This window comes from Microbacterium sp. LS_15 (genome assembly GCF_041954735.1).
Taxonomy (GTDB): domain Bacteria; phylum Actinomycetota; class Actinomycetes; order Actinomycetales; family Microbacteriaceae; genus Microbacterium.
Genome location: NZ_JAVAYD010000006.1, coordinates 135,963 through 153,744, shown reverse-complemented (window position 1 = coordinate 153,744; position 17,782 = coordinate 135,963). Strand labels below are relative to the sequence as shown.

Below are 17,782 nucleotides of genomic sequence, written 5' to 3'. Positions count from 1 at the left end.
CACACTGTACTAGCACGGTGTACTAGACGGCGGCACGGTGTACTAGAACGCTGTGCCACCCGTTTAGACTCGTCTGGGGAGGACAGCAATGGGAACCAGGGAGCGAATCCTCGCAGCCACGACCGAGATGATCCGGGAGGGTGCCGAGCGGCTCAGCGTGCGGGCGGTCGCAGCCCGCGCGGGCATCGGCGCCAGCACGCTCAGGCACTACTTCCCCACGCAGCGGGATCTGCTCAACGCCTCGCTGACCGCCACGTACGACGAGGCGATGCCCGACGAGCGGATCCGCGACACCTCCGTCCCCCCGCGCGAACGTCTGCGCGAATGCCTCCTCCGCCTGCTCCAGCCGTTCGGCGGACCGGATGCCGCGCGCGATGTGTGGCTCAGCATCTTCGAGGCGTTCGCCGGACCCGACGCGACCCCCGAGGCGCGGGCCGGCTACGAGGTGCTCGAAGCACAGGCAGCCCGCCGCGTCGGCGCCTGGCTCGCGATCCTCGAGACCGAAGGCGCGCTCGTCGCCGGCGACAACGCGCGGCGCACGCAGTTCCTGCTCACGGTGGTCGACGGGTTGTCGATCGCTCGAGCCCTCCCCCGGCGCGCCACGCACCTCGAAGACGAGGCCGCCACTCTCGCGCGCGCCGTCGACGCGGTGTTCGACGTCTCCTTCCCCTCCGCGCCCGTGCGCTGAAGACGAAGAGGGGCGGATGCCGCAGCATCCGCCCCTCTCGTCGTCGATCGACTCAGACCGGGTCGCCCTGGACGGGCCCCTCGGTGTTGGGCTTCCAGCCCAGTGCCGGCGCGACGTGCTCGGCGAACGCCTCGAGCACGTGCAGGTTGTAGGCCGGGCCGAGCTGGTTCGGGATCGTGAGCAGCAGGGTGTCGGCCGACATCACGGCCTCGTCGGCCTTCAGCTGCTCGATGAGCACATCGGGCTCGGCCGCGTAGGTCTTGCCGAACGTCGAACGGAATCCGTCGATGATGCCGACCTGGTCGGCGTTCTCCTCGCTGCGCAGACCGAAGTACGCCCGGTCCATGTCCGACACGAGCGGGAAGACGCTGCGGCTCACCGAGACACGCGGAGCGCCGGTGTGACCGGCATCCTTGTACGCCGCGCGGAAGAGGTCGATCTGCTCGCGCTGCAGCTCGTGGAACGGCTGACCCGTCGCCTCCGTGACGAGGGTCGAGCTCATCATGTTGAGACCCTTGCGGCCGGTCTCCTCGGCGGTCGCCCGCGATCCGGAGCCCCACCAGATGTGGTCGCGCAGGGTCGGCGACTGCGGCTCGATCTGCAGGTAGCGCCCCGCACCGACCATCCGCGGGTCGCCCGGTGCGAGCCCCTCGCCGTCGATCGCGCGGAGGAACAGGTCGAACTTCTCGCGGGCGAGCACCGATCCGCGCTCGGGGTCCTCCTCATCGTGGAACCCGAAGGTCTCGTAGCCGCGCAGCGCCGTCTCGGGTGACCCGCGGCTCACGCCGAGGGCGATGCGTCCGTCGGCGATGAGGTCGAGGGCCGCGGCCTCCTCGGCGAACTGGAACGGGTTCTCGTACCTCATGTCGATGACGCCGGTGCCGACCTCGATGCGCTGGGTGCGCGCGGCCATCGCCGCCAGCACCGGCATGGGGGACGCGGCCTGGCGCGCCCAGTGGTGGACGCGCACCGAGGCGCCGTTCACGCCGAGCTCGTCTGCGCCCTCCGCGATCTCGATCGTCTGCTTGAGCATGTCACCGGCCGTGCGGGTCGCCGAACCCGGCACATCGGCGTAGTGGCCGAAAGAGAGGAATCCGAAAGCCTTCATGGTGTATTCGAACGCATGGATGCCGCGGGGTATTCCGTGCGACTTCTTCGGCCATCGTCACCTTGTGCGGCCTCCGGGCGCGCCAGCGGCCGCAGAACATGCCCGAGGCCGCAAATGTTCATGCGGCCGCCGGAGCCAGGAACCCGTCGATCACGAGCGCCCGGATCCGCGGCTCGAGGTCGGCCCACAGCGCAGGGAACGGCACCTCGAACAGGTCGGCGAGCGCAGCGGCGATCTGCATCACGGTCAGTTCGCCGTCGCAGGCGCCCACGAACGCGGCGAGCGGGGGGTCGACCGACACCGTCCTGGCGAATCCGCCGCCCTGGCGCAGCTCGATGATGCTCGGGTCGTCGCTGCCCGGCAGCAGGTGGCGGGCCTCCGTGACGTCGGATGCCGTGACCAGCGTCATCGGCAGCCCCTCGGCGAGCAGGTCGTGGGCGGCGAGCCCGGCGCGCAGCGCCCCTCCCACGTTCGACACCGGCTGCGTGACGCGCTCCAGTCGCCGCAGCGGCGCGGCTCCGGACGGACGACGGATGAGGATGTACCCGAAACCGACCCCGGTGACGCCGCGCTCCGCGAAGTCGTCGAGCCAGGCGGTGAGCAGCGGCGTGAAGTCGGGATCGCGGGGCGTCGTGCCGCCGTCGCGGATCCACAGCTCCGCATAGCCGAGCGGCGTCAGCTCCTCTCGCTGCACGACCCACAGGTCGAGTTCGGCGGGCACCCACGACGAGAGTCGGTCGAGTCCGGAGCGGAGCGCGAGCTCGGCCTGACCCCCGCGCGATTCCCAGTTGCCGAGCAGCTGTGCCGCACCGCCGACCGTGAGGAACCGCGGCGCCGCACGCACGAACTGCTCGACGAGCGCGTCGCCGACGAGGCCGCCGTCGCGGTAGTCGTACTCGGGAACGCCGTCGACACGCGGGGTGATGACGAACGGCGGGTTCGAGACGATGAGGTCGAACGCCTCGCCCTCCACGGGCTCGAACATGCTGCCCTGGCGGAACTCGATGTTCGCGACGCCGTTCAGCTGCGCGTTGAGCTCGGCGTACGCGAGCGCCCTCGCCGAGATGTCGGTGGCGACGACGGCACCCGCGTGACGTGCGACGAGCAGTGCCTGGATGCCGCAGCCGGTGCCGAGATCGAGCGCCCGGTCGACCTCGATCGGCATGATGATCTCCGCCAGCGTCCGTGACGCCCCGCCGATGCCGAGCACGTGATCGGGCGGAAGGGCGCCGTCGAGGGCGACCTCGTCGAGGTCGCTCGCGATCCACCACTCCCCCATGCCGTCGGCGTCCACGAACGACTGCGGGCGCAGCAGCGCGGTCGGCACGACGTGCTCGCCGTCGATCCGCGCGAGACCGAGTGCCGTGAGCCCGTCGACGCCGAGCCGCGGGAGAGCGGCGGAGACGGATGCCGTCCGCTGCGGCATCCCGAGTACGAAGAGGCGTCCGAGAGTCGCGAGCACCCCGTCGTCACCGGCCGTCGCACGCAGGATGGGTTCGCGCATGCCGCGGGCGAGGGCGTCGTCGGCCTCCTCGCCCCAGAGGCGTCGGAGGGGCTCCGACCGCAGATCGGCGGCGTCGAGATCGGCGGCGAGCGCGGTGCTCAGAGAGTGATCGGGGACGGGCGCTGCGGTGTCGGACACGGCCGTCACTCTACGCGTCTTCAGGGTTCTCTTTCGGCCGGACGCCTAGAATCGCAAGGTCACGACTCACGAGCCGCCTGAGAACACGGCGCTCGAGGAAAGACCCCATGACCGCGAGCACCTCCCAGAACGGCCTGCGCGCGCGCCTGCACCGCCTGGCGCGCGGTTCCGTCGTCGTCGCGGCCGTGCTCGGCCTCTGCGCCACGGGCGGTGCCGCTCCCGCGATCGCCGACTCGTCGTCCGACGAACCGACGGTCGAGGTGCACGTCTCCGCCGGTCTGCGCGGCACCGTGGCCCCGGGCAACGCGACCACCGCATCCCTCACGGTGCAGAACGAGTCGCCGTCCGAGCTGCCGGCCGGGCGGGTCACCGTCGAACTCAACCGCACGCCCCTCGGCGACGAGACCACGCTGCAGAGCTGGCTCGACGACGCCGAGACGACGGGATCCTTCGAGGAGATCGGCACCGACTCGACGACCCCCGTCGACCCCGACTCCTCTGCGACGACGAGCATCTTCATCCCCGCGGAGACCCTCGCCGACCTGACCCCGGGCGTCTACCCGCTGCGCGCCACGCTCACCGGCGCGGCGACCGCCGACATCGACGAGGACGTCACCTCGACCTCGGTGCTCGTCGTCTCCGAGCCCACGGCCGCTCCGATCGCCGTGGTCGTCCCGCTCACAGCCACACCGGCCGACGGCGCGCTGCTCACCTCCGAGGAGCTCAATCTCCTCACCGCCGCCGACGGGGCCCTCACCGCCGTGCTCGAGGGCGTGTCCGGGACCTCCGCGGTGCTCGCCGTCGACCCTGCGATCCCGGCATCCATCCGCGTGCTCGGCTCGGCGGCTCCTGCGCCGGCGGTCGAGTGGCTGCGCCGGCTCGACGCCCTCCCCAACGAGCGGTTCGCGCTGCAGTTCGGCGACGCCGACCTGACCACGCAGTCGCAGGCCGGTCTCACCGCTCCCCTGCAGCCGACGAGTCTCGCGCCGTACCTCGACCCGAGCCGCTTCACGAACGTCGCGACGCCCACGCCGACCCCCTCCGACGGCGCAGCGGATCCGACCCCGCAGCCCGCAGACGGCAGCCCGCAGCTCCCCGACGACGCGACGCTGACCGCCGTCGACGGAGCCGTCGACGGCATCGTCTGGCCCCGCAGCGACGTCACCGACGCCGACCTCGCCGCCTTCTCCTCCTACCTCGGCGACGACGCCGTCACGATCCTGTCGTCGTCGGCCACGAGCGGCACGGTCGGCGGTCACTCGCTCATCGACGGCCACAGCGTGCTGGTGACGGATGCTGCGGCCTCCAGCGCCCTGTCGAAGGCGGCCAGCCAGAACGACGCCGCCGTCCGCCAGCAGTTCCTCGCGCAGGCGAGCGCGCACCTCTCGCTCTCCGGCCGCGCGAGCACCACGGCGCCGGTCCTCGTCGGCCTCAGCCGCGACGACACCCGCTCGGCCGACGCGCTCAAGGAGACGATCGGCTCGGTCGACACCCTCGGCTTCTCGCTGTCCGGCGTTCTCGCGGCACCGGCGGCGACGACCACCCTGACCACGGAGCCCGACACCGACCGCGGCACCGACCTGCAGCGCATGCTCGCCGACGAGGCGGTGCTGGGCGAGTTCTCGACGATCCTCGACGACCCGCAGGACATGCTGAGCCCCAAGCGCATGCAGATCATGCGGGCCACCGCGGTCGGACTCGGCGCGAAGGCATTCGACGAGGCCGTCGCAGACGTGAAGGACGCCACCCGCGACACCCTCGCGGCCGTCGACATCCCTCCCGCGAGCACGATCCAGCTCCTCTCGGCCAACGCCGATCTGCCGTTCTCGGTGCGCAACGACCTGCCCTGGCCCGTGAACGTGCTCCTCACGGTCTCGCCGAGCGATCCTCGCCTCGAGGTGCAGTCCGTCACCGCGGCGACCCTGCAGCCCGGTGCCACCACGCGCATCAAGGTCCCGGTGTCGGCCCGCGTCGGCAGCGGCGAGCTGCGGCTCGGCCTCCAGCTCTCGAGCCCCACGGGCGTTCCGATCAGCCAGCCCGAGAGCGTGCGCGTCTCGGTGCGCGCGGAGTGGGAGACGATCGGCCTGGTTCTGTTCGGCGCCCTGATCGTGCTGCTCCTCGGTCTCGGAACCATCCGCACGATCGTGCGCCGTCGGCGCGACACGCGTGCAGAAGAGGCGGCCGATGCCGTCACCATCGAGGAGTCGAATGAGTAGTCTCGGTCGCGCGAGCGCCATCATCGGCGCGGGGACCATGATCTCGCGGGTCACCGGCCTCCTCCGCACCATCGTGCTCGTCACCGTCATCGGCTCCGTCGGGGCCGGCGCCGCCGACGCGTTCGCCGTCGCCAACCAGCTGCCCAACAACGTCTTCTCCCTCATCTCGGTGGGCGTGCTGACCGCCGTGATCATCCCGCAGATCGTGAAGGCGACAGCGGATGCCGACGGCGGCAACGCCTTCATCTCGAAGCTGTTCACCCTCGGCACCGTGGCTCTCGTGGCGATCACGGCAGTCGCGACGATCGCGTCGCCCTGGCTCGTATGGCTCTACGCGGGCACCAAAGGCACCCCGGAGCTCCTCGCCCTCGCCACGGCGTTCGCGTACTGGTGCATGCCGCAGATCCTCTTCTACGGGCTCTACGCGCTGCTCGGCGAGGCCCTCAACGCCCGCCGCATCTTCGGGCCCTTCACCTGGGCGCCCGTGGTCAACAACGTCGTCTCGATCATCGGGTTCCTCGTCATCGGCGCGGTGTTCGGCGGTCCGCTCACCCGCGTGTCCGACTGGACGCCCGAGATGATCGCCGCCCTCGGCGGCACCGCGACGCTCGGCATCCTCATCCAGGCCGCCATCCTGCTCGTGTTCTGGCGCCGCACGGGATTGTCGCTGCGCCCCGACTTCCGCTGGCGCGGTGTCGGACTCGGAAACGTCGGCAAGCTCGCCGGCTGGACGTTCTTCATGGCGGTCGCGAGCCTCCTCGCGGGCCTCGTGCAGACGCAGATCCTCATCGAGGCAGCGGGCAAGGGCGCCTCGGTCGCGACGTTCCAGTACGCGTGGCTGATCTTCATGCTCCCGTACTCGATCATCGTGCTGTCGATCGGGACGCCGTACTTCACACAGATCAGCGAGCATGCGGCGGCCGGACGCGACGACGAGGTCCGCGCCGACGTCGCGCGCAGCATCCGCACCCTCCTGTTCTTCATCGTCGCAGCGGTCGCGGCCGTGGCCGCCGCCGCCATCCCGGCCTCCCGGGTGTTCACGAACAGGGCGTCGGATGCCGAGGCCGCCGCCCTCGTGCTCCTCGGGTTCCTCGTGTGCCTGATCCCGCTGACGGTGCTGTTCATCGTGCAGCGCACGTTCTACGCCTACGGCGACACCCGCACGCCGTTCCTGTTCACGCTCTTCCAGTGCGTGCTCGTCGTGGTCACCGCTCTCATCGCGCAGTGGCTGCTCGCAACTGAGGTGATCGAGGTCACGGCCGTCGCCGCGACGATCGCCCTCGGCCAGTCGATCGCCAGCACGATCCAGACGGTCGTGGCCACGTGGCTGCTGCACCGCAAGATCGGCGGGCTGCGCGTGCGCTCCTGGCTCGCCGCGATCGGACGCTTCGCGATCGCCGGCATCCCTGCCGGTTTCGCCGGCTGGGGGGTCTTCCTCCTGCTCGGCGGACCGCAGGGATGGACCACGGCCGACAAGCTCCAGGGCGCGCTCGGCACCGGCATCGTCGGCATCGCCGTGCTGGTCGTCTACCTCGGCATCCTGGCCCTGCTCCGCGCCCCGGAGCTGGCGGTCGCCGGGTCGCTGCTGCGCCGTTTCCTCCCCGGTCGCTGAGCCCCCGCGCGAGGGAATGCGACGCGGTTACCATTGGTTGAACCAGTCGAGCGTCCACCGACGTCTCTGCAACGCCTCGATCACGGAGAGCACATGCGTCAGGTCATCATCATCGGCTCCGGCCCCGCCGGATTCACCGCCGCCATCTACGCGGCGCGCGCGAACCTCAACCCGCTGCTCATCGCGAGCTCGGTGGAGGTCGGCGGCGAGCTGATGAACACCACAGAGGTCGAGAACTACCCCGGCTTCCCCGAGGGCATCCAGGGCCCCGAGCTCATGGCGAAGTTCCAGGAGCAGGCTGAGAAGTTCGGCACCGAGGTCGTCTACGACGACGTCACCGAGCTCGACCTCGCCGGACCCGTCAAGAAGGTCACGCTCGGCAGCGGCGCCTCCCACGAGACGCGCTCGCTCATCTACGCGACCGGATCCGCCTATCGCAAGCTCGGCATCGAGGGCGAAGAGCGCCTGTCCGGCTACGGCGTCTCGTGGTGCGCGACGTGCGACGGCTTCTTCTTCCGCGAGAAGACGATCGCCGTGGTCGGCGGCGGCGACTCGGCCATGGAAGAGGCCACGTTCCTCACCCGCTTCGCCGACAAGGTCTACGTCATCCACCGCAAGGACTCCCTGCGTGCGTCGAAGATCATGCAGGAGCGCGCTTTCGCGAACGAGAAGATCGAGTTCGTGTGGAACAGCGAGGTCGTCGAGATCCTCGGCGGCGACTCGGTCGCCGGCGTGCAGCTGAAGTCGACGGTCGACGGTTCGCTGCGCGACCTCGCGCTCGACGGTCTCTTCATCGCGATCGGCAACGACCCGCGCACGCACCTGGTGCACGACAAGCTCGACCTCACCCCCGAGGGCACGATCTGGGTCGACGGCCGTTCGTCGAAGACCTCTGTGCCCGGTGTCTTCGCGGCGGGCGACGTCATCGACCCGACCTACCGTCAGGCCATCACGGCTGCGGGGTCGGGCACGGTCGCGGCTCTCGACGCGGAGCACTTCCTCGCGGATTTCGATGACGCCTCGGTCGAGGTGCCGGCCGCCGAGGCGGCGGAGATCATCACGGCCTGACCGGTCGGGAACACTTTTCCCTCGCCCGCTGTTGTAGCAGGCGAACATCGAATCAAGGAGAACTCTGATGAGTGCAAAGGCTACGAGCCAGGCGACCTGGGAGCAGGACGTTCTGCAGGCCGAAGGTCCCGTGCTGGTGGACTTCTGGGCCGAGTGGTGTGGACCGTGTCGCATGGTCTCGCCGGTTCTGGACGAGATCCAGTCCGACAACCCCGACAAGATCACCATCCTCAAGCTGAACGTGGACGAGAACCCGCAGCTGGCGATGCAGTACCAGATCACGTCGATCCCGGCGATGAAGGTGTTCCAGGGCGGTGAGGTCAAGACGACCATCATCGGCGCGAAGCCGAAGTTCGCCCTCGAGCAGGATCTCGCCGCTTTCATCGGCTGATCCGCCGTCACGACCTCACGGGCCGTCACCCCTCCGGGTGGCGGCCCGTCGTCATTCCCGCTCGGTCTGACGCTTGTCCGACACCGGGACCGACGGCAGCCCTCGCGCATGGCGCGCCGCGTCGACGAGCTCCTGTATCAGCGGCGTCTTCGCGGCGTTGTACGACGCGGTTCCCCGGGCGGCGGCAGCGACGGCATCGCACTTGGCATGCGCGTAGCGCGCCGCATCCGCCGGATGCTCGCGGAGCCAATCACGAAGGATCCGCTGGTTGACCGTCTCCCACTCCGCGGCGGTGAAGAAGTGGGCGATGGCGGAGCGGATGCCGTCGCTCTCGCGCACCATCACGGGATGCGTGGTGATCGAACTGCCGACGACCCACCCCGCGTCCTCGAGAGCCGCGCGATGCCGTTCGACGTCGCCGTGGTCACGCACGCGGATCGCCAGGTCGATGACAGGCTTCGCGCGCAGCCCCGGGACGGCCGTCGACCCGATGTGCTCGACGATCCAGTCGGGATCCCCTGCCGAGCGGATGCCGTCGGCCAGCGCCTCGAACAGCGAGGGCCAGGCGGGGTCGTAGGCGACCAGCATCCGTGGCATGTGCGCTGTCGGGGTGACGTCAGGAGGCGTCGGCGCTCGTGGGATCCCACCGGCGGTGGCGCTGCGTCTCATCGAGAAGCCCCCAGACAGCCGGCGTGAGCTCGGGGTACTCCAGGGCGATCTGACGCAGCACACGGTAGTGACGGGCCTCGTTCGGGCGCACTCCGTCGTTCGCGGTGATGTTGTCGGCGCGCAGCAGGTACACGACGAGCTCGTCGACGCTCGGCAGCTCCTCCATGAACTCCCACGGGTCCTCGCCGCCCAGCAGGCGCTCCTGGATGAGCACGGCGAGCTCGTCCGACGCTTCGGCGCGCAGCACTTCGAGGCTGGCGCGGCGGGGAACGGACTCGGTCATGCTTCCAGCCTACGTCTGCTTGCGACGCCCTCGGCGCTCGACGACCAGTTCGTCCGACATCTCCTCGAGCTCGCGGCCCTTCGTCTCCGGGACCTTGAAGTACACGAAGAAGAACGACAGCAGCGCGAAGAACGCGTAGAAGCCGTAGGCGAAGGTGAGGCCGATCTCCGCGAACACGGGGAACGTGGTGGAGATGAAGAAGTTCGCCGCCCACTGCGCCGCCGCAGCGACGGCGAGAGCGCCCGCGCGGATGGAGTTCGGGAAGATCTCGCCCAGGAGCACCCACACCAGCGGGCCCCACGTCGCACCGAAGAACACCACGAACCCGTTCGCGCAGATGAGGGCCACCGTCGCCCAGGGGTCGGGCAGCGTCGCCGTCCCTTCCGCGTTCAGAGTGCCGAACGAGAACGCGACGGCCATGAGGCCGAGCGTCACGGTCATGCCCACGGATCCCACCAGCAGCATGATGCGGCGGCCGACCTTGTCGACGAGGAGGATCGCGACGATCGTCACCACGATGTTCGTCACCGACGTGATCACCGACGTCAGCAGCGCGCTGGACTCGTCGAAACCGACCGACTGCCACAGCGTCGTCGAGTAGTAGAAGATCACGTTGATCCCGACGAACTGCTGGAACACCGACAGCAGGATGCCGACCCAGACGATCGGCTTCAGACCCAGACGACTGCCACGCAGATCGCGAAGCGACTCGGATTTCTCGGTGTCGATCGTGCCGGTGATCTCTGTGATCTTGGCCTCGACATCGACCGTTCCCGTGACGGTCTGCAGGACTTCGGAGGCCTTGTCGATCTCGCCCTTGCGCACGAGATACCGCGGTGACTCGGGCAGTCGGAGCGACACCAGGCCGTAGACGAGGGCGGGGATCGCCGCGACCATGAACATCCACCGCCACGCGGTGAGGCCCCACAGCGGCTGATCGGCCTCCCCTGCGATGCCCGCGAGAAGGGCGTCCGACAGCAGGGCGGCGAAGATGCCGGTGACGATCGCAAGCTGTTGCAGGGAGCCGAGACGGCCACGGATGGCCGCCGGCGACACCTCGGCGATGTACGCCGGGGCGATGACGGATGCCGCACCCACCCCGAGTCCGCCGATGACACGCCAGACGATGAGGTCGACCACGCTGAACGCGAGGCCCGATCCGATCGCCGAGATGAAGAACATCGCAGCGGCGACGACCATCACGGGGATCCGTCCGCGTCTGTTCGCGATCGGGCCGGCGAACCAGGCGCCGACCGCGCAGCCGATCAGCGCCGACGACACCGCGAAGCCCTTGAGACCGACGTTGAGGTCGAAGCCCGACACCGTTCCCGCGAGAGCATCCACTGCTCCGTTGATGACCGCCGTGTCGAATCCGAAGAGGAAGCCTCCGAGAGCCGCTGCGATGCTGACCGCGATCACCCTGCGCTGGATGCCCGCCGGATTCTGTGTTGTGGACATTGTCGTCCCCCCATCCTCACGATGACGCGAGTCTAAGGGACGCACCCCCTCAGCGGGGCGGCATCACGCCGAGCCGTACCCGGACTGCCCGAGCTCCTCCAGAATGCGATTGAGGTCCTGGATCGAAGCGAAATCGATCGTGACCTGGCCTTTGCGAGCGCCGAGCGAGATCTTGACGCGGGTGTTGAGTCGGTCGCCGAGCCCGCCCGCGACCTCGTCGAGGTACGCGCGGCGTGCGCCAGGGGTCGGCTTGACCGAACGTCCGGGCGCCGACGGGACGCTCTTCGCGGCCTCCTCCGTCGCCCTGACCGACAGGTCTTCGTTCACGACCTTGTCGGCGAGGCGCTGCATCGCCTCGGGCGAGTCGAGGCTGAGGATCGCGCGAGCGTGACCTGCCGTGAGCACGCCTGCCGCCACACGCTGCTGCACCGGGACGGGGAGCTTCAGGAGACGGATCGTGTTGCTGATCTGCGGACGCGAGCGTCCGATGCGGGTCGCGAGCTCCTCCTGCGTGATGCCGAAGTCGTCGAGGAGCTGCTGGTACGCGGAGGCCTCCTCCAGGGGGTTCAGCTCGGAGCGATGCAGGTTCTCGAGCAGAGCGTCGCGGAGCAGGTCTTCATCGGCCGTCTCCCGGACGATCGCCGGGATCGCGTCGAGACCCGCCTCACGGGCGGCTCGGGTGCGCCGCTCCCCCATGATGAGCTCGTAGTCGCCGTCGCTGTTCTTGCGAACGACGACAGGCTGCAGAACGCCGAACTCGCGCACGCTGTGCACGAGTTCCGCGAGGTCCTCGGGATTGAAGTGGGTGCGCGGCTGCCGCGGGTTCGGCACGATCTTCTGCGGGTCGACCTGCACGAGATGGATGCCGGGAACGGCCTCGAGGTCAGGGGCGTCGATCGTGTCGGAATCCGCCTGCTCCGCCGGACGAATGCTGGCACCCGGGAAGAACACGTCCACAGGACGCTCCGCCTGATCCGCCGTGGGGATGAGGGCCCCGATCCCGCGACCCAAACCGGTGCGCTTCGCCATCATTTCTCCTTGCTCTGCGCCGCTGCGCGCGACGCGATCTCGACTGCGGCCTCACGATAAGCGATCGCGCCCGCGGACTGTCCGTCGTAGGCGATCACGGTCTGCCCGAAACTCGGCGCCTCCGACACCCGCACAGAACGCGGGATGACGGTATCGAGCACCTGCGACGGGAAATGACTGCGCACCTCATCCGCCACCTGCTGCGCCAGACGCGTGCGTCCGTCGTACATCGTCAGCAGGATCGTGGAGAGGTGGAGGCTGGGATTCAGGTGCTTCTGGATCATCTGGATGCTGCCCAGCAGCTGGCTCAAGCCCTCGAGAGCGTAGTACTCGCACTGGATCGGGATGAACACCTCGGATGCCGCGGTGAAAGCGTTGATCGTCAGGAGACCCAGCGACGGCGGGCAGTCGATGATGACGAAGTCCAGGCTCGTCGTCTCGAGGTAGTCGAGCAGAGCTCGGCGCAGGCGATGCTCGCGCGCCACCTGCGCCACGAGCTCGATCTCGGCGCCGGCCAGGTGGATCGTGCTCGGAGCGCAGAACAGGTTCTCGCTCTCCGGGCTCTGCTGCACGATGTCGGCGAGCGGGAACTCCTCGATCAAGACGTCGTACACGCTCGGCGTATCCGCGTTGTGCGGCACGCCCAGAGCAGTGGAGGCGTTGCCCTGCGGATCGAGGTCGATCACCAGGACCTTTGCACCGAGGTTCGCGAGCGCCGAGGCGATGTTGACGGCACTGGTGGTCTTGCCGACGCCGCCCTTCTGGTTGGAGACGGTGAAGATGCGGGTGTCCCCCGAGAACTGGACCTGCACGTTCTCCAGTGCCCGACGGCGAGCGGAGAGGTCTGCGAGTTCCCGCGCGAGCGGTGTGTCCATCCCGAAGGAGTCCTTCGACGATGCCTGTTCGGACTGTTTCACGTGAAACATCCACTCCTTTCGGGGCCGTCTTCCACTCTAATCGCTCAGTCGGACGTTGCTGGCGTCGGGGTGATCTCGGCTGCGCCGTGGGCTTTGTCAGGGGGCCGAGCGTTCCCGTCGATCACACGGTGGCGACCCTCTTGATACCTAACCCGGGGAACAGCCATCACGTACCGCTCGCCGGTGATCCCCGTGCTACTCACTCGGTCGCTGAACGTGGCGCTCCACTCCCCTGTCGCGCCCGTTCACAGGAATGGGTGACGACGATCGACGATGACTGCTGGCCGATCGAGTCGAAGCCACGTCCTGTGGAACCCTCACCTCCCCTGTCTCGTGGCGCCCCCCCCCACAAGCGCCTCTCCACCTCGCGTCGTTCACCGGAATGTCTCCGCGACGCGAGGCAGTGCTGCGCGACTTTGGGAGATGCCTGAACTGAGCCCGCCCTGGCCCTCGGTACCAGTGTCAGGTTTCCACTCACGAGCAAGGAGCGGTCGGTCGCGCAGTCGGGGGATACCCCGTCGCAACCTGGTCAATGTTTCACGTGAAACAATGACCGCTTGCGCCGAGCGCGTTTCCCACTTCGCTACAAGTCGTCATCTCTCGACTTTTGTGGACCGCCTGTTGGCCCCCGCAGAGTTGATGAGTGTTGGCGCTCCGGTTCACGGCCCGGGGCGCTGCGCCCCCCTGATCGGCAAGGCTGAGCGTGAACACGCGGTGAGCCGGGACACGCCAGAGCCGCTGCGAGTGTCTCATCGCGGGCGAGGAGCCACCGCTGCCCATCGATTCAGCCTGAAGTGATGTCCTGATGCGGGGCGGTGTAGCCGCGATGTGCGTTCCACGTGAAACCGCCCGTGAATCCAGGCACTGCGCAGCTCAGCCACGCCCCCATCAATCCGCACTCCCACCGGTGCGGCGCACTCACGACGGGTTCGCAGCACTGCGCGTCCGACGGTGGATTGGCGCTGCGGAGGCTCACGGGGCTTGCCCTCACGGGGAGCCACCCTCAGACGCACTGATCTTGTCTCGACCGTCGCATCGCGGCTGCCCGTGTCCCGCGGAAGACACAGGCCCAGTCATCCCGACCCGCCTGACGCCCTCCACATGGCGATGCGAGTGGCGAGCCCACGCCGTCGGATTACTGTCGGTGGCCGGCTCACGCAACTCCCCCAGATCCCGGGCCAGGGGTCACTCCACATACGCACTCGCGGAGATAACCGAGGAGCAACGACCCCTCGTAGAACGCATATCGGACCTCGCGGCGGCCGGAGCAGGCACGAAGGGCGGGAGGAGAACGGGCAATCTCCGCCTCCGTGATCCACCTTGGAGCCCCGTACCTCGCGGGCCGCAGGCGTTGCGTGAGCGTTTCACGTGAAACGCTGCGCGTCCTGAGGCGCGCAACGGGTCGGTACGAGCCCTCTGTGCGCTGCTCGTGAGATCGGTCGGCATGCGCGCGGCTGACCACAACCGCGTGGATCACATATGCGACCTCGAGTCGTGCCCCCGATCCCTCGGTCGCCGGCGACCGCAGGCAGCATCCTGGTGGGCCACCTGGCGCATACTCTCGTCATGCTGCCGCTGTCCCAGTGTTGCGGCTTCCAGACCGAACTGCGTCGCAGGAGCGACGGCCCTCCCTTGAAATAGGGCGCACGCGCAGAAACCGAGCGAGACCTGCCGTTCCTGACACACGTGCAGCTCGAATGTTTCACGTGAAACGGCGGGGTGTGTGCAGGAGATGGCGGATGCGCTCAACGGTCTCGGCGACCGCGTGCGTGGTATCGATCTCCGCCGTCGCGGTCGCCCGGAGCAGGGGCTCGACCGACGCCGTGTACTCGAGGATCTCCTGTCGCTCGGCATCTGTCTTGCCGTACGGGTTCCCATGACGACGAGCGATCCGCTCGATCATCACCGACGTCGGCGCCGATAGGAGGACGACGTGATCGAAGACGTCGTAGAGCAGTCCTTGGTTCTCGACCGTTCCGGCGACCACGACATCCTCGTGCTCGTCGAGCAGCGCCCGAACCCGTTCGAGATCCCACTGCTCCCGCGAGACCTTCCACTCGCCGTAGTCCGTGTCGATAGCGAGCACCCCTTCCGCGGAAAGGGCCTCGACCACCGTCGACTTCCCGACTCCCGACATACCCGTCACCAGAACCCGTGCCACGCCCCAAACCTATCGTCGGAAGAAGACACCGGCGTTCCGACGGTCGTGTTTCACGTGAAACACGTCGGGCACCGCCATCACCCACTTCCGCGCAGGCTCGTCACCCCATGACGCAGGACGCTCCCCTTGCGACGCCCTCACCGCGAACATCCTTCACCGCGAACATCCCTCCCCGCTCCGGAAGAAAGCAACCACCCGAGCATGAGCGCGGAGGTCTCTGCGGAATCGAGTGTGGAAAGGGCTCACCTAGCGGGACTTCGTCTCGCGAAAGGAAACGCACCGCAGCTCGGCCCCCGCAAGAATCCGACCGCCGGAACCTAGGAGCGAACGGAGGCCCTGATCACACGAGTGACTTCGGCCTCCGGGAGAACCCCTTCACCCAGAACTTCCACGCGAACGTCGGACAGGCGGTACTTCTTGATCTGCTTCTGCGCCGCGTCGATCTCGTTGGTGGCGTTCTTGCCCTTGAGCAGCGTCAGCTCTCCGCCGTTGCGAACGAGCGGCGCGGTCCAGGGCAGCAGGGTGCGGAGGGCGCTCACGGCTCGCGCGGTGACGACGTCGAACCCTTCAGGTCGCTCGACGTCCTCCGCCCGTGCGCGAAGCACTTCCACATTGTCGAGCCCGAGTTCACGCTTCTGTTCTGTGAGCCACGTGACTCGGCGTTCCATGGGCTCGACCAGCGTGAAGTGCACGTCGGGGCGGGCGATAGCGAGAACGATGCCGGGAAGTCCTGCTCCCGAACCCACATCAGCCACAGAACCGTGAAAGAGCGGGCCGGCGATCGCACTGTTCAGAATGTGCCTCGTCCACAGGCGCGGAAGTTCGAGCGGGCCGATGAGGCCGCGTTCTTCGCCCTCCTCAGCGAGCGCAGTCGTGAACTGGCGAGCGAGTCCGATGCGCGCACCGAAAAATTCTGCGGCAGCCGACGGCTCCGCCTCGAGCTCACTCACTGGAGGGATCCCCGATGTTTCACGTGAAACGTCAGTGACGACGCAGGACCGTGTGTCGGTCCGCACCCTCGCCGTACGACTCGGAGACGAGTCCGTGATCGGCCGCGATGTCGTGCACGAGCTTGCGCTCATAGCTCGACATGGCCGGCAGCGACGCCTGCGAGGCGCCATCCTCGAGCTTGGCGGCAGCAGCACTCACGAGGGTCTCGAGCTGACGACGACGCGTGTCACGCGACCCGCCGATGTCGAGGATCAGGCGCGAGAACGATCCGGTCTTGTTCTGCACCGCCAGGCGCGTGAGCTCCTGCAGCGCCTGCACGGTGTCGGGAGCCGACAGAAGCGAGAGCGCGTCACCCTCAGCCTCGACCGAGACGTACGCGCGTCCCTGACGCACATCGAGATTGAGGTCGCCGTCGATGTCCGCGATGTCGAGGAGTTCCTCGAGGTAGTCCGCGGCGACGTCGCCTTCGTTCTCCAACTGGGCGACCGTCGGCTCGACGGTCTCGGTCAGGTTGTCGGTCATGAACCGCTCCCCTTCTTCTTCGCACGCTTCTTACCGACCGGCTGCTGTCGCTTGGGGGCCTGCGCCTTGACGCGCTCGGCCTCTTCCAGCAGACGCTTCTGCTCCGCCTCGTAGCTCGCCATCGAGACGACCTTGCCCGACGAGTCGATCGCCTTGCCCTTGCGAGCGAGGCGCTCCTCGCGTGCCTTCGCCGCGTCCGAACCGGGGGTCGGCATCTCGCGGATCACGAGGAACTGCTGACCCATGGTCCAGAGGTTCGAGATGAACCAGTAGATGACGACGCCGAGCGGGAAGAACACACCCGAGAAGATGAAGCCCAGCGGCAGCACGTACAGCATGATCTTCTGCATCTGGTACGCCTGGCCGGTCTTGGCCTCGGGCGACAGGTTCTTCGAGATGATCTGCAGCTGCGTGAAGAACTGCGACGCGATCATGAGCACCACGAGGGTGACCAGGATGATGATCGCCGTGGTGTTCTGTGCGTCGACCGCGTTACCCAGCGTCTCGTGGAGTGAGGCGACACCGAACAGCTTGGCGTCATAGAACTCCTTGGTGAGCTCCGGGCTGAGGAAGCCGACGCCACCGATACCCGCCTTGGCGTGCTTGCTCACGTCGCTCAGCACGCTGTAGAGCGAGAAGAACACCGGCATCTGCACCAGCAGAGGCAGACAGCTCGACATCGGCGTCGTGCCGTGCTTCTTGTACAGCGCCATGGTCTCGCGGCTCATCGCCTCGCGGCTGAGCTGGTCCTTCTTACCGCGATACTTCTCCTGAACTTTTCGCAGTTCAGGAGCGATTTCCATCATCTTCCGCTGACTCTTGATCTGCTTGACGAACAGCGGGATCAGCGCGGCGCGGACGACGATCACGAGGCCCACGATCGAGAGCACCCAGGTGAGGCCGGATGCCGCCGGCATGCCGACCGCGGTCAGCAGCCAGTGCCAGGCGACGAGCACCATCTCGACGAGCCACTTGAGCGGCCACAGGATGGTCCCGAGCAGATCGAAACCGCCGGAGGCGGGCTCCGGCGAGGGGGTGGTACTGGCGAGCAGGAGGTCTAGACCCAC

At 68.1% G+C, this 17,782-nt stretch carries 16 protein-coding genes; 5 read left to right on the top strand and 11 right to left on the bottom strand.

The features are described 5' to 3' along the window. Positions 1-88: 88 nt before the first annotated feature. Positions 89-688 (top strand): TetR family transcriptional regulator, encoded by a 600-nt coding sequence (locus tag RAC69_RS10040; RefSeq protein ID WP_375086691.1) that lies wholly within the window; start codon positions 89-91, stop codon positions 686-688. 52 nt (positions 689-740) lie between these two features. On the opposite strand, the gene RAC69_RS10035 is transcribed toward RAC69_RS10040, so the two are convergent. Together RAC69_RS10035 and RAC69_RS10030 are read right to left on the bottom strand one after the other, a co-directional pair. Beyond that, positions 741-1,796, bottom strand: a complete 1,056-nt coding sequence (locus RAC69_RS10035; RefSeq protein ID WP_341932889.1) for an LLM class flavin-dependent oxidoreductase — start codon at positions 1,794-1,796, stop codon at positions 741-743. 118 nt (positions 1,797-1,914) lie between these two features. After that, the gene (locus RAC69_RS10030; RefSeq protein ID WP_375086690.1) at positions 1,915-3,447 is read right to left on the bottom strand and encodes a class I SAM-dependent methyltransferase; all 1,533 of its coding nucleotides are present in this window, start codon (positions 3,445-3,447) and stop codon (positions 1,915-1,917) included. 98 nt (positions 3,448-3,545) lie between these two features. On the opposite strand from RAC69_RS10030, the gene RAC69_RS10025 reads away from it, so the two are divergent. The 4 genes from RAC69_RS10025 (at position 3,546) to trxA (ending at position 8,725) form a co-directional block, all read left to right on the top strand. Continuing rightward, on the top strand, positions 3,546-5,654 hold the full coding sequence (locus RAC69_RS10025; RefSeq protein ID WP_375086689.1) for a DUF6049 family protein: 2,109 nt from the start codon (positions 3,546-3,548) through the stop codon (positions 5,652-5,654). Next, entirely contained in the window at positions 5,647-7,266 is a 1,620-nt protein-coding gene (gene murJ, locus RAC69_RS10020; protein ID WP_375086688.1) for a murein biosynthesis integral membrane protein MurJ, read from the top strand. The genes RAC69_RS10025 and murJ overlap by 8 nt, the downstream gene beginning before the upstream one ends. A gap of 93 nt (positions 7,267-7,359) precedes the next feature. Further along, positions 7,360-8,334, top strand: coding sequence for a thioredoxin-disulfide reductase (gene trxB, locus RAC69_RS10015; protein ID WP_341932885.1), 975 nt, complete (start codon positions 7,360-7,362; stop codon positions 8,332-8,334). Between the two features lie 67 nt (positions 8,335-8,401). Then, positions 8,402-8,725: a thioredoxin gene (gene trxA, locus RAC69_RS10010; protein WP_096713591.1), complete on the top strand. Its 324-nt coding sequence runs from the start codon at positions 8,402-8,404 to the stop codon at positions 8,723-8,725. A 51-nt stretch (positions 8,726-8,776) separates the two neighbouring features. On the opposite strand, the gene RAC69_RS10005 is transcribed toward trxA, so the two are convergent. The 9 genes from RAC69_RS10005 to yidC form a co-directional block, all read right to left on the bottom strand. Then, the gene (locus RAC69_RS10005; protein ID WP_375086687.1) at positions 8,777-9,322 is read right to left on the bottom strand and encodes a GrpB family protein; all 546 of its coding nucleotides are present in this window, start codon (positions 9,320-9,322) and stop codon (positions 8,777-8,779) included. Between the two features lie 19 nt (positions 9,323-9,341). Next, positions 9,342-9,677: a tryptophan synthase subunit alpha gene (locus RAC69_RS10000; protein WP_375086686.1), complete on the bottom strand. Its 336-nt coding sequence runs from the start codon at positions 9,675-9,677 to the stop codon at positions 9,342-9,344. 9 nt (positions 9,678-9,686) lie between these two features. Next, positions 9,687-11,135, bottom strand: a complete 1,449-nt coding sequence (locus RAC69_RS09995; RefSeq protein ID WP_375086685.1) for a sugar porter family MFS transporter — start codon at positions 11,133-11,135, stop codon at positions 9,687-9,689. Positions 11,136-11,198: 63 nt separating this feature from the next. Continuing rightward, the gene (locus RAC69_RS09990; RefSeq protein ID WP_375086684.1) at positions 11,199-12,164 is read right to left on the bottom strand and encodes a ParB/RepB/Spo0J family partition protein; all 966 of its coding nucleotides are present in this window, start codon (positions 12,162-12,164) and stop codon (positions 11,199-11,201) included. Then, a complete protein-coding gene (locus tag RAC69_RS09985) occupies positions 12,164-13,090 on the bottom strand; it encodes a ParA family protein (RefSeq protein WP_375086683.1) in 927 nt (308 codons plus the stop codon). The genes RAC69_RS09990 and RAC69_RS09985 overlap by 1 nt, the downstream gene beginning before the upstream one ends. Before the next feature lie 1,693 nt (positions 13,091-14,783). Further along, positions 14,784-15,242 carry an AAA family ATPase gene (locus RAC69_RS09980; protein WP_375086682.1) on the bottom strand — a complete coding sequence of 153 codons (459 nt, stop codon included), beginning with the start codon at positions 15,240-15,242 and terminating at the stop codon, positions 14,784-14,786. Positions 15,243-15,559: 317 nt separating this feature from the next. Continuing rightward, on the bottom strand, positions 15,560-16,192 hold the full coding sequence (gene rsmG, locus RAC69_RS09975; protein WP_375086681.1) for a 16S rRNA (guanine(527)-N(7))-methyltransferase RsmG: 633 nt from the start codon (positions 16,190-16,192) through the stop codon (positions 15,560-15,562). Positions 16,193-16,223: 31 nt separating this feature from the next. Next, complete coding sequence (locus tag RAC69_RS09970) at positions 16,224-16,715, bottom strand: R3H domain-containing nucleic acid-binding protein (RefSeq protein WP_341932879.1); 492 nt, start codon at positions 16,713-16,715, stop codon at positions 16,224-16,226. After that, on the bottom strand, positions 16,712-17,782 hold the full coding sequence (gene yidC, locus RAC69_RS09965; RefSeq protein WP_375086680.1) for a membrane protein insertase YidC: 1,071 nt from the start codon (positions 17,780-17,782) through the stop codon (positions 16,712-16,714). The genes RAC69_RS09970 and yidC overlap by 4 nt, the downstream gene beginning before the upstream one ends.